Source organism: Malaciobacter pacificus (assembly GCF_004214795.1).
GTDB lineage: Bacteria > Campylobacterota > Campylobacteria > Campylobacterales > Arcobacteraceae > Malaciobacter_A > Malaciobacter_A pacificus.
In genome coordinates this window covers 1,566,452-1,579,808 of the sequence record NZ_CP035928.1, presented here as the reverse complement: position 1 = coordinate 1,579,808, position 13,357 = coordinate 1,566,452, and the positions used below count along the sequence as shown (strand labels likewise).

General features: G+C 25.6%; 13 protein-coding genes. All 13 read left to right on the top strand.

Annotated elements, in window-relative coordinates; all coding sequences use genetic code 11:
* Nucleotides 1–18 precede the first annotated feature (18 nt).
* The 13 genes from APAC_RS08005 to APAC_RS07950 all read left to right on the top strand — a co-directional run bounded on the left by APAC_RS08005 (nt 19) and on the right by APAC_RS07950 (nt 13,126).
* Nucleotides 19–687, top strand: a complete 669-nt coding sequence (locus tag APAC_RS08005; protein ID WP_130233618.1) for an OmpA family protein — start codon at nt 19–21, stop codon at nt 685–687.
* Nucleotides 688–742: 55 nt separating this feature from the next.
* Nucleotides 743–1,186, top strand: a complete 444-nt coding sequence (locus APAC_RS08000; protein ID WP_130233617.1) for a transporter substrate-binding domain-containing protein — start codon at nt 743–745, stop codon at nt 1,184–1,186.
* Complete coding sequence (locus APAC_RS07995; protein WP_130233616.1) at nt 1,158–1,559, top strand: type 2 periplasmic-binding domain-containing protein; 402 nt, start codon at nt 1,158–1,160, stop codon at nt 1,557–1,559. The genes APAC_RS08000 and APAC_RS07995 overlap by 29 nt, the downstream gene beginning before the upstream one ends.
* A gap of 72 nt (nt 1,560–1,631) precedes the next feature.
* Nucleotides 1,632–2,300: a sensor histidine kinase gene (locus APAC_RS07990; RefSeq protein WP_130233615.1), complete on the top strand. Its 669-nt coding sequence runs from the start codon at nt 1,632–1,634 to the stop codon at nt 2,298–2,300.
* The gene (locus APAC_RS07985) at nt 2,297–2,779 is read left to right on the top strand and encodes a response regulator transcription factor (RefSeq protein WP_228255899.1); all 483 of its coding nucleotides are present in this window, start codon (nt 2,297–2,299) and stop codon (nt 2,777–2,779) included. Before APAC_RS07990 ends, APAC_RS07985 begins: the two co-directional genes overlap by 4 nt.
* Nucleotides 2,780–2,799: 20 nt before the next feature.
* Entirely contained in the window at nt 2,800–2,907 is a 108-nt protein-coding gene (locus APAC_RS13370; protein WP_237673353.1) for a helix-turn-helix domain-containing protein, read from the top strand.
* Between the two features lie 244 nt (nt 2,908–3,151).
* The gene (locus APAC_RS07980; protein WP_130233614.1) at nt 3,152–4,327 is read left to right on the top strand and encodes a transposase; all 1,176 of its coding nucleotides are present in this window, start codon (nt 3,152–3,154) and stop codon (nt 4,325–4,327) included.
* Between the two features lie 361 nt (nt 4,328–4,688).
* Nucleotides 4,689–6,491: a TolC family outer membrane protein gene (locus tag APAC_RS07975; protein ID WP_130233613.1), complete on the top strand. Its 1,803-nt coding sequence runs from the start codon at nt 4,689–4,691 to the stop codon at nt 6,489–6,491.
* Between the two features lie 7 nt (nt 6,492–6,498).
* The gene (locus APAC_RS07970) at nt 6,499–7,134 is read left to right on the top strand and encodes a transglutaminase-like cysteine peptidase (protein ID WP_130233612.1); all 636 of its coding nucleotides are present in this window, start codon (nt 6,499–6,501) and stop codon (nt 7,132–7,134) included.
* Nucleotides 7,131–9,056, top strand: a complete 1,926-nt coding sequence (locus APAC_RS07965) for a bifunctional diguanylate cyclase/phosphodiesterase (protein ID WP_130233611.1) — start codon at nt 7,131–7,133, stop codon at nt 9,054–9,056. Before APAC_RS07970 ends, APAC_RS07965 begins: the two co-directional genes overlap by 4 nt.
* The gene (locus APAC_RS07960) at nt 9,049–11,205 is read left to right on the top strand and encodes a type I secretion system permease/ATPase (RefSeq protein WP_130233610.1); all 2,157 of its coding nucleotides are present in this window, start codon (nt 9,049–9,051) and stop codon (nt 11,203–11,205) included. Before APAC_RS07965 ends, APAC_RS07960 begins: the two co-directional genes overlap by 8 nt.
* Nucleotides 11,206–11,207: 2 nt before the next feature.
* On the top strand, nt 11,208–12,518 hold the full coding sequence (locus APAC_RS07955) for an HlyD family type I secretion periplasmic adaptor subunit (protein WP_130233609.1): 1,311 nt from the start codon (nt 11,208–11,210) through the stop codon (nt 12,516–12,518).
* Nucleotides 12,518–13,126, top strand: coding sequence for a response regulator transcription factor (locus tag APAC_RS07950; RefSeq protein ID WP_130233608.1), 609 nt, complete (start codon nt 12,518–12,520; stop codon nt 13,124–13,126). Before APAC_RS07955 ends, APAC_RS07950 begins: the two co-directional genes overlap by 1 nt.
* The last annotated feature ends 231 nt before the right edge of the window (nt 13,127–13,357 follow it).

Sequence of the window (13,357 nt, the reverse complement as noted above, 5' to 3'; positions counted from 1 at the left end):
GGTAGAGGAAAATAAAACATGAAAAAATTATTAGTAGTATTAGCTTTAGGGGCAATGGTAAGTTTAAACGCAGGAATGGTATCAGCAGTAAGTGGACCAAATACATCTGAGAATGAGTATGAGAATAAGGAGAGGGGAATTATTGTAAATCAAGATGTAGATGGTGATGGTATTATTGATACAGAAGATGATTGTTTAGAAACAATTCCTTGTAAAGAAGAAGGTTGCCAGAAAAAAGAAGAGCCTAAACCAGTTGTAATAGGTGATGATGATAAAGATGGAGTATTAAATAATATAGACCAATGTCCAAATACGCCAGCAGGATTTGAAGTAGATGAATTAGGATGTAGTAAGTTAGTTGATTTAAAAGTATTGTTTGAGAGAGATAGTTATATAGTAGACTCAAACTTTACACAAAGACTAGATACATTTATAGAATTTATGAAAAAACATCCAAAATATAACGCAGAGATTCAAGGACATACAGATAGTAGAGCAAGTGAGAAGTATAATGAAGTACTATCACAAAATAGAGCAGACTCAGTAAAAGCATATTTAATCGAAAATGGAATTGAAGAAGAGAGATTAAATTCAGTAGGATTTGGAGAGTTAAGTCCAATAGATACAAATGATACGGCAGAGGGAAGAGCAAATAACAGAAGAGTTGTTGCTGTTTTAAAAAAATAGTTATATATAAGTAAGATATCTATAAAATTAGATATCTTACAAAATAAAGAAAAATATGAACTTACTGAAAAATATCTTATTCTTTTTAATAATCCCACTACAAGTACTTTCTAGTGAACTTGATTTGACTAAAGACGAAAAACAGTTTATTTCTTTTAATTATGATGAGTTAAAATATCTAGATAGTTTGAAGACAATTAAAATGTGTGTTGATCCAAATTGGGAACCCTATGAAGTAATAAAAAATAATAAATATGAAGGATTAGTATCAGAATTTATTAAATTAATAGAAAAGAAAATTAATAAAAAATTTGAATTAATAGTTACAGAAAGTTGGATAGAAAGTTTAGAGTTTATCAAAAATAAAAAATGTCAAGTTTTGCCATTTTTAAATGAAACAACTAAGAGAAAAGAGTTCCTAAATTTTACACCTACCTTGTATACAGAACCAGATGTAATAGTCACAAAAAATGATGTTCAATATATTTATAACTCCTGAACAGGAAGAAAACTTAGATATAAATGTTGAAATAAAATATGTTTCATCTATGAATGAAGCTTTAGAAATGGTATCTGAAGGAAAAATATTTGCAACAATAGGTTCTTTTTTAGGAACAGTTGACAAAATGAAAGAATTAAATTTGCCAAACATAAAAATTGCGTTAAAAATTGGTATTGAAAACTCTTATAAAATGGGTATAGTTAAAAATGAACTTGTTTTACATTCAATATTATCTAAAGCTGTAACTTCGATTACAAAAAAAGAAAAAGATAAAATTGTTAATAATTTATTATACATGATTGTATTTATAGTCTTAGTGATATCAATATTTTTTATTTATAGACATTATGAAATTAAAAGAAATGGTTGAAATAGAGTTAGAAAAATCTAGAGATAAAGATAAGCTATTGTTCCAGCAAAATAAAATGGTTTCAATGGGCAGATGCTAGAAAATATTGCACATCAATGGAGACAACCTTTATCTCAAATCAATTCTTCGATTTTAGTTATAGATGAAATTTTAAGTGAATCTAATTTTAATAATCTTGAAGTTAATACAAAACTAAATGAAATTGAAACAATGACAAAATATATGTCACATACAATTGATGATTTTAAAAATTTTGTATCAGTTGATAAAACTAAAACAAAGTTTAATATAATAAAAACTATTGAAAAATCTATTGAGATAGTAGATGCTGCTTTTATATATGAAAATATAGATTTAATATTAAAATACAATAAAGAAAATATAATTTATAAAGGATTCCCTAATAATTTGCAGCAAGTATTACTAGTAGTTCTTAATAATGCAAAAGATGCATTTAATTTAAGAAAAATAAAAAAAGGTGTAGTTGTGATAGAAGTTACAAAGATAAATAAAGAATGTATAATAAGTATTTCAGATAATACAGGTGGAATTGATGAGAAAATAAAAGATAAAATATTTGAACCTTATTTTACAACTAAACATCCAAATGTTGGTACAGGTTTAGGACTATATATATCTAGAAAACTTTTAGAGAAAACAATGAATGGAAGTATTAAAGTTGTTAATAGAAATCAAAGTGCAAATTTTATTATAACATTAAAAGAGGAAGATGAAAAGTGAATACTGAAAAGAAGTTATATTCAATGCTATTCATTGAAGATGAAGATATAATTAGAAAAAACTATGTTAGATACTTAAGTCAATATTATAAAAATGTTTATGAAGCAAGAGATGGAATAGAAGCCTATGACCTTTATAAAAAACTTAATCCAGATATTTTAATTGTAGATATTAATTTACCTAAAATGACAGGTTTGGAACTACTAAAAAAGATAAGAAAGACTGATCATTCAACAAGAGCTATTATTTTAACTGCTCACTCAGAGGTTGATTATTTATTAGAAGCTACAGAACTTAAGTTAACAAAATATCTTGTAAAACCTATTACTAGAAATGAAATAAAAGATGCTTTAAATATTGTAAATGAAGAAATACAAATGTTTGAAACTAAAATGAAAAAATATGTGGTTTTAGATGATGATTTTATTTGGAATCTTGAACTTAATGAATTATATAATCAAAAAGTATCAGTATTTTAACTCCTCAAGAAAATAAAATTTTGAAATTATTTATTGAAAATATTGGTAAAGTATTGTCATATGAAACTATTATAGAAGAGATATGGTTTGATTACGAATTTAACAAAGTTGATGCTTTAAAAACTTAAGAAAGAAGCTATTAAAAGGGATTATAGTCAATGTATATGGTATTGGCTATAAAATGCTAATTAAGCAATAATTTTTTTCCTTTGCTTGTTGGTAGCTTAAAATAATTTATTTTAATAGAGCCACTTGCAGATTATAAAAAACAACCCGTAATTTAAGCTGATTTAAATTTTAAAAAGTTGAATCAAACTTCAGATAAGTTATAATTTTTTACTACAAAAATTTAACAGAAGAGCGATTCAACTTATGGAAATTATTCTACCAAAAATATCTTCAAGTCTATCTAAAATGTGGACTAAGGTTTTAAATCTTGAAAATTCACTTTTTCCTTCTTTGAAAAGAGAGCTTCAATTAGAAGAGTTGTCAAATAAAGAGCAAAAGCTTATTAAGATATTAGACTTTGCTGCGATTGAAAAAAATATCACTGTCGTATCTATTACAAACACTCCAAAGCATAGAGAAGAGATTGCACGAGCATTTATTGCAAAGAGTGTTTACAATATCCAAACAACCAGAGACCTTATCGATAGACTTCATAGTGATAGAACGCTGAGGATCTTGTGTGGGTGGAGATATAAAAACGATATTCCAAGTGAGTCTAAATTTAGTAGAGTCTTTAAGGAGCTCAGTGAGCTTAAAATTGCACAAAAGACGCATGAGCAGTTTGTGAAGGAGTATCTAAGGGATACACTCTTTTTTTATAATGCAAGTGATGCAACAAAAATACCACTGAGAGAAAAACCTGTAAAAGTAGAAAAAGAAAAGTTTAAACCAAAAAGAAGAGGACGACCTAAAAAAGGTGAAACAAGAGAGCCTAAAACACCCAGTATCTTGCAGCAACAAGAAGATATGAAAACCACAAAGCAGATGCTATCTTTGGTATCAACGCAGTGTGGAGTTGGAAGAAAACAGAATTCCAAAGGCAACTTTGAAACATGGATAGGAGGGAAACTCCATATCAGTGTAGTAGATGGAGATATCCCTATTACTGCTATTTATTCAGGGGCAAATGTTCATGATAGCTCAGTAGCACTTCCTCTTATAAACGAGACAAGCAAAAAAGTATCATATCTTTATGACTTACAAGATGCAGGATACGACAGCAATATTATCAGAGATTTTTCCAAAAAACTAAATCATAGACCGCTTATTGATATCAATCCGAAGAACTCCAAAGAGTTAAAAGAAAAAATTCAACTTATAAAAGATGAAAAAAAGAAATTTAAAATTCTAAACCTTACTCAAAGTTTAGATACCCATCACTATAATCAAAGAAGTATGGTTGAGAGAGTCAATAAATACCTCAAAGAAGACTTTGGATGCAGTAATATTTATTATAAAGGAGCTACAAAAGTAGCTTCTGTTTTAGCATTTGGTATTTTATCAGTTTGTATTCATCAGAGTTTGAAACTGGTAACATAACTTTTAGCTAAAAACACTAAAAATTAGCCATTTTTAAAACTCAACCATCAAGCACGCACCCAATAATAGTTTTTTATCTAAAATTGACTCATAAAGCGGTAAAATGATTAAAAGTTTAAAAGATCTGCTTGATAAGTTTAGTAGGTTTACAAATTCACTAGTTTATGATGGTGGAATTTGCAAGCGGCTCAATAATAAATTATTTTTGTAAAAAAGTTATAAATTAATGTAATTATTACAATTTCCTCATTATTTACTCACTTTTATATGCTATAATAATAAAAATTTTTTATTTAGAAAAATATTATAGGGAGAGAGGGTGAAAGAGGTTTTTTTATCAAAAAAAGTTTTATTGAGTTGTTTGATTTTAGGACAGGTAGCAGTTGCAGAGAATTATAAAAAAATAGTTTTAGAAAGCTTTCAAGATAGTAGTAAAGCTCAGGCTAAATATGATTTGTTATTAAAAGACATTAATGGGAAAATAAGCGCAGAAAAAGATAAATATCCTTTCAATGTTGTAGTAAGACCGTCAGGAAACTATCATATTTTAGCAATAGAACCATTTAAATATCTATCTGAAGCTAAAATAGTTTTATCAAAGCTAAAAAATGATTTTCCAACCGCTTATATCAATAGCAATGCAGAGACTTTTGATAAAAATGAACTGATAGATAAAAAAGATTTAAATAAAGATAAAGAGGTGTTAATAGTAAATACCTTTACTCTTGAAGATATGCTAAAAGAGATTATTTATACTGATCCAGAAATTAAAGAAAAGTTATTTCAATATAATTCAATTGTAGAAGATATAAATATTTCAGATGCTGGTAACTACCCTACAATAGACTTAATAGGTAAAACAGGAATAAAAGAAACTAAAAAAGAAGGTAGTGAAAGAGATAGATATGATACATCTGAAATCACTCTTAAACTTGTTCAAAATCTATTTAATGGTTTTGGAACAAAAGCTGCAGTAAATAGAGATGAAGCAAGAGCAAAAGCTGCTTTTAATAAATACATAGAAGTTGCTCAAGATAAAATGTATAGAGCAATTGAATCATATATTAAAGTTGTAAGATATAATGAAGTTCTTAATATTGCAAAAGATAATGTGAAAGTACATGAAGAAACACTTCTAAAAATCCAAGATAGATATGAAAAAGGGTTTAGCACATTAAGTGAAGTTGAGAGAGTTAAAGGTAGACTAGCTTTATCTAAATCAAATTATGTATCGGAAACTAATAATTTAATTGATGCAAAATTCAACTTTCATAAAGCATTAGGTAGATATGTGGATGAGAATAGTTTAGTTCCTCCAACTTTTAATGGTACTTTACCTAAGACTTTAGAACATGCTAACGATATTGCAATTCACAATAACCCATCTATTTTAGTAGCTAATTATGATATAAAAGCTATTCAAGAATCATTACAGTACGTTCAGAAGAATGATTATCCTACATTAGATTTAGAATTGCAAGGGTCAAGGTATAATAATTTAACTGGTTCATCAGTTGGTAGAGAAGATGATTTAAGTGCTATGCTAGTTTTAAATTATAATTTATATAGTGGTGGTGCTCATAAAGCTGAAAAACAAAAATATATAAGTTTATTAAACTATGAGTACGCACATAAAAATAAATTAAAAAGAGATGTTATTGAATCTTTAGGCTTGTCTTGGAGTGCATATAAAATGATACAAGAACAATATAAGTATCAAATTGATTATAGAGACTTAACTGCAAAAACAAAAATTGCTTATGATGAAGAGTTTCAGTTAGGAAGAAGAACCCTTATTGATTTACTTGATGTTCAAGACGAGGTAAATAATATTAAGATAAAAGTTATACATAATAAGTATGATTTAATTTTTGCCAAGTATAGAGTATTGGATGCAATGGGAGAGCTATATAAATCATTTGGGCATGAGTTTAAAGAAGAGTATAAAGAAGATAAGTTATTAGCTTATGTTGACCAAGATAATGATAAGATTTTAGATTGTGAAGATCAATGTGATAATTCTGCTAAAACAGAAACTAATATATATGGATGTCAAGGAATTACTTGTGTTGAAGTTGATGAAATTCAGTTTAATACAAAAATAAAAGATACTAAAGAACAACTTGATACAAGTGAAGTTCAAAATTTATGGGGTGTAAAGTAGAAAATAAATGAAAAAATCATTTGTATTATTTTTTATAGTTATTATAGTATGCACAACTCTTGTTTCAAAAGAGTTGTACACGAATACGATTTTAAAAAAGATAAATGCTAAATATGGAAAATTTACTACAAATAGATTTCTACTTTTAAAAGAAAAAATTAATAGCGTAAAGAAAAAATCAGATTTTGAAAAATTAAAAGTAATTAATGCTTTTTTTAATAAAGTAAAATATGATTCTGATTCTAAAATATGGAATAAAAAGGATTATTGGGCAACACCATATGAGTTTTTAGCAAAAGATAGGGGTGATAGTGAAGATTTTGTTTTTGCTAAATATTTTACATTAGTAAATGAATTAAATATTGATAGTAGTAAATTATTCTTTACCTATGTTAAATCAAAACAAAAAAAAATATCTTATATGGTTTTAACATACTATAAAACAAAAAAATCAATACCTATTATATTAGATTCAATTAATTACAAAGCACTTCCTGCAACAAAAAGACCAGATATAATTCCTATTTACAGTTTTTCAGCAAAAAGTGCGGGTATAAATAAAAATCAAAAAAGTAAATTTAAAGCATCTCAAAGTTTAAAGTTTAGAAAATTAATAAGAAATATAAATGAAGGAAAAATATGAGTTTATATAAGCAGTTAACAATTTTAATTACTATTTTTTTAGTTTTAATGTCAACAGTTCTTTTGTGGTTTATTTTAAGCTACAATAAAAATTTAATTGAAAATCAATTAGGTTCAAATGCAAAGAATAGTGCATCTTTTTTAGGATTATCTATAAGTAGAGATGTTGATTTTAAAGATACTTCTACAATGGAAGGGATGATTAATTCAATTATTGATAATGGTTTTTATGAGTATATTGCTGTTTATGATATTGATGATAATGAAGTTATAAAAATTTCATCACCAAGAGAATTAGAAAAAACACCTAAATGGTTTTCAAATATTTTTGCTATTAATGCACCAAACTTTAATTCAAATATTATGAATGGTTGGATTAATATTGGTAGTCTAGAAGTAAAAGTTCATCAGGACTATGCTAATAATCAAATGTGGAACACATTTAAATCAATTGCAAAAATTTTCTTTTTTTCAACTATTTTATTGTTAATAGTATTCTATTTCTTTATAAATAAAATTTTAAGACCTTTAAATAGATTAAGTATTCAGGCCAAAGCTATTGATAATAATGAATTTATAATTGAAAAAGAGCTTCCAAATACTGTAGAGTTCAAGAATGTAGCACTTGCAATGAATAAAACTATTTCTAAAATGGAGACTATTTTTAATAAAGAAGTAGAAACATTAAATAAATATAACGAACTTCTATATAAAGACAGTGATACTAAGTTGGGTAATAAAAATTACTTACTTCTAAAGTTAAATTCATATCTTAAAAATTCTCATGGTTTATTAGGTTTTGTTGATATTAAAGATGAAATTTCCTTTAAGAAAACAGTTGGATTTAAAAGTTATTTTTCATTTAAAACATTTATAATTGAACAATTAGATAATGGCTTTAAATCAAATAAAGATTTTATTTTATGTAAACTTGATGATGGTGTAATTGCAATATTACTACCAAATACACATTATGAAGATGTTAGTAAAAAATTTGAAAATATTTATAAAAATATTCAAGATTATATTAAAACAAACAAATTAAATGAAGTATTTGATTTAAAAGTTGCAGTTGGTATATCTAACTATGTTCAAAATACATCACTAAAAGATGTTATGTCTAAAACAGACCAGTCTTTATCAATAGCAATGCAAAAAAATGATTTAAAACTAAATTACTTAGAAGATGATATTAAATTTACGAAACAAGAATGGATAGAATTACTTCAATGGGCGTTTGATTATGATGGATTATTTTTCCATTCTCAAAATATTTTAAATATTACAAATAACACTTTGTATATGAAAGAGTATTACACTAGACTTAAGGATAAAGACGGAAATGTTTATTCTCCAGGTGACTTTTGGTCTATTGTTGGGTCTATGGGATGGTTAGGAAAACTAGAAAAACAAACTATTAAAAAGATTTTCCAAACAAAAAAAGAATCTACAATAGAAGATAAAGCGGTAATTAATTTAACATCTGATTTTATTTCAAATAAAGTAAGTGTTCAATGGCTTATAGAAGAATTAAATAAAAGTTTTATTAATAAACCTATAACTTTTTATTTTGAGTGTATTAATGCAGATATATTAAGTAATATTGATGATTTTAAATACTTTACAAAACAGTTGGAAACTACAAAACATAAATTTGCAATTGAAAGTTTTACTTTTGACAGTGATAATTTAGATTACTTAAAAGATTTAAAGCCTCAATATATAAAAATATCTAAATCATATATTGTAAGTAATGAAAATAGAATTACAGATAGTATTCTAATTAATATTACTTCAACTATTGGTGCACAATTGATAGTAAAACATGTTGAAACAAAAGAAGAATTTGATTTATTAAAAGATTTAGGGATTAAATATTTACAGGGAAGATATGTAGATACAATTGAGGTAGCTGATGTTTAAAAATTTAGATAATAATAAATTATCTGCTTCTTTATTAGATAATTTATACTATTTTTTAAAATATTACCATAAGTCAATTAGTTTCAATACTTTAATAGAAGGTTTTCCTGTAAAACCTAATGAAAAAATACCTAATATGCTTTCTATTTATAATAATAAACCACTATTTATTACAGTAGCAAAAAAGTCTGGCTTTAAATCAAAATATACAAAGAAAAAATTTTCAGATATATCTGAACTTCATTTACCAGCAATAATTATTTTAAAAGATAGTACTTCTTGTATATTAGAAAAAATTGATTTAGATACTAAAAAAGCTATTATTCATGTCCTTGATATGGATGAAACAAAAGAAGAGATTGATTTATCAAAGATTAAAGAATTATATACTGGTGAAATGTTTTTATTAAAAAAAGAACATTTTGAAAGTGAAATAAAACCGAATATTTTAAAAGCTAATGATGAACATTGGTTTTGGGGTTCTGTTAAAAAGAACATTACAATTTACAAAGATGTTATTATAGCTTCAATTTTGATTAATATATTTGTTTTACTAACACCTTTTTTTGTTATGAATGTATATGATAGAGTAGTACCTAATTTTGCTATAGAAACTTTATGGGCTTTGGCTATTGGTATTTGTGTAGTTTATATTTTTGATCTAGTTACCAAGTTTATTAGAGCTTACTATATTGATATAAGCTCTAAGAAGATTGATATTATTGTCTCTTCAAAACTTTTTGATAAAATTTTAAATATTAAGCTAAAGCATAAACCTAAATCAATTGGAGCATTTGCAAATAATATTAAAGACTTTGAGTTAATTAAAAACTTTTTTTCGAGTTCTACTATTGCAGTATTAGTTGATTTACCATTTATAATACTATTTTTAATTGCAATTTTTTATATTTCAGGTAGTATCGTTGTTGTTCCTATAATATTTATTAGTTTAATTTTATTTTATTCATTATTTATAAAAGGCCCACTACAGAAAAGTATAGAGTCTTCAAATGAGTCAATATCCTACAAAAATGGTATATTAATTGAAAGTTTAAATGCTTTAGAGACTTTAAAAAGTTTAGGTTCATCTGGACATTTAAGATGGAAATGGGAAGAAAGTACTGCTGATATATCAACAAAATCTCTTTTAACAAAAATGTTAACTACTTCAATTACTAATATAAATGCTTTTTTTGTACAACTAACTACTATTTTTATAGTTATTTATGGTGTTTATGCAATTGGTGAGAATGAATTAACATTAGGAGGTTTAATAGCAGCTGTAATTTTAGGAGGAAGAGCTGTTGCACCTATTGGGCAAATAGCTTCACTTATTAGTAATTATGAACAAGCAAAAACTTCATATAATATGTTAGATAATATAATGAATATTCCAGTGGAAAGAGAATCAAATAAAGCAGCAATCCATAAAGAATATATTGAAGGAGATTTTGAGTTTAAGAATGTTTCTTTTTTTTATGATGAAAGTAAAAAAGTGCTTGACTCAATAAGTTTTAATGTTAAAAAAGGTGAAAAAGTAGCAATTATAGGAAAAATTGGTTCTGGTAAATCAACTATTATGAAGCTTCTTATGAAACTTTATGAATCAAATGAGGGTGAAATTATTTTAGATGGAATAGAACTAAGTCAAATAGAACCTTCAGATGTTAGAAAAAATATCGCATACGTATCTCAAGATACTTTACTATTTAATGGAACATTAAAAGAAAATATTTTGTATAAATATCCTTATGAAAACGATGAAGTTTTAATTAAAGCAACTAAAACAGCACAACTTATAGACTTTGTAAATGCACATCCTTCAGGGTTTGATTTATACGTTGGAGAAAGAGGAGATACTTTATCTGGTGGTCAAAAGAAAGCAATTTCTTTAGCACGAGCTTTAGTTGGGGATTATTCGGTTTTACTTTTAGATGAACCAACAGACAGTATGGATATTACTACAGAAAGAAATTTGATTAATGCTCTAAAAGAAGAGATAAAAAACAAAACAGTTTTATTAACTACTCATAAAAGTTCTATGCTTGAATTAGTGGATCGAATCATAGTTGTAGATAATGGAAAAATAGTTTTAGATGGTGAAAAAAACTATGTTATTAATGCTTTGGCAAATAGGAGTAAAGAATAGCTATGAAAGAAATAGATAAAACTTCAGATTATGATTATATTAATTCTGTTTCTCAAGCTTTAGTAGAGAAAGTACCTAATAGTACAAAAGTTCTATTATATATAATTGTTTTATTAGTTGTCTTTTTTTTAATTTGGGCATATTTTGCAAAAATTGATCAACTTGTACGAGGTGAGAGTAAAGTTATACCTTATGGTCAGAATCAAATAGTTCAGAATTTTGAAGGTGGAGTTATTACAGATATTTTAGTAGAAGAAGGTGATTTAGTAAAAAAAGGTGATGTTCTATTAAAATTAAAAAATAAGCAATATTCTTCAACATATGAGAAGAATATTTTAGAAATAGAATCTTTAAAAGCAAGAAGCAATAGACTTTACGCAGAAGCAAATAATAAAGAATTTTTATTTGATAAAAATAATGATATTTATCAAAAAGAGTATGAATTGTACAAAAGTGACTTGTCTCAACTTGATTCAAAGCTAAGAGTTTTTGATGAGCAAATATCTCAAAAAGAAAAAGAAAAAAATGAAATTAGGTCAAGAATTAGACATTTAGAACAGAGTTTCAATTTGATTATTCAAGAACAAAAAGTTATGGATCCATTGGTAAAAAGAGGTATAGTTTCAAAAGTTGAATATCTAAAACTTTTAAGAGAAGCTAATACTATTAAAGATGAATTAGAATCGGTTAAATTATCACTTACTAGAATTAGTTCATCAGTAAAAGAGTATAAAAATAGATATAAAGAAGCAAAAATAGAATTTCAAAATAATGCTCATAAAGAATATAATGAAGTAATTGCAAAAATAGAACAGTCTTTAAAACAAAATCAAGGTTTAGAAGATCAAGTTAACAGAACATTAGTAATCTCTCCTGTTACAGGTTATATTAAAAAAATGCATGTAAATACTATTGGAGGTTCTGTACAACCTGCTATGGATTTAATAGAGATAGTTCCAAAAGATGATAATTTATTAATTGAAGCTAAAATTAAACCAGAAGACATCGCTTTTTTACATCCAGAACAGAAAGTGACACTAAAATTTACTGCATACGATTTTACTATTTACGGTTCTTTAGATGGGAAGATAGATAAAATTTCTCCAGACTCTGTAACAGATAAAGAGAATAATACATATTATTTAGTTTATATTAAAACAAATAAAAACTATTTAGGAACTGATGCAAAACCTCTTGAAATAATGCCAGGAATGAGAGGAAGTGCAGATATAAAAACGGGACAAAAAACAATAATGACTTATCTTTTAAAACCATTGATTAAAACTAAACAATATGCTTTAACGGAGAATTAATGAGAATTATTTTAGTTTCCATAAATAGAGTATTACATCAACAATGGAAAAAAGCAATACATAGCACAGTAGAAGTAATAAGTTTATATAGTATTATTGAAATTAAAAAATTTACTTTTCATTCAAAAGATATAATTATATTTGATTATGATAATTTAGAAAATGAACTTTCATATTTGTTGAGTAATAAAGTTGTTTGTCTTAGTTCTAAATTAGATAATATTGAAGGATTTAATCTTTTAAAAAAAGGTATAAAAGCTTATGGTAATAACTATATGACTCCTATGAATTTGGCAGAAGTTATTAAAACTGTATCTTTAGGCAAGATCTGGATTTCTCCTGATTTAATGAGTTTTATCATAAAAAATTCAACATTAAATCAAAATTTAGTTAATGAGGATTTTTCATTAGAGGAGTTAACTTCAAGAGAACTAGAAGTAGCCAAAGAAGTATCTAAAGGTCACACAAATAAACTAATTGCTCAATATTTAAATATTACAGAAAGAACAGTGAAAGCTCATATTAGTACTATTTTTTCTAAATTAGATATTTCAGATAGAGTATCATTGGGTATAAAAGTTAAAGAATATCTTCGAAATAGAAGTTAAATAATGTTAATTAAATTTTTTAAATATATTTTAATTTTTTTAGTAATTTTTATATGCTGATTTTTCAGTATCTTATTTAAATGAAGAAAAAAACTATAAAACTGTAAATGAAGTGATTAATAAAGAGTTTACTTCAATTCCTTCAAACTATATAATGGCCTGAAATGTCAAGCAACGCATTTTCTTTTTTTAACACTTTCCATAACTAAATTTATTCTATTAATTATATCT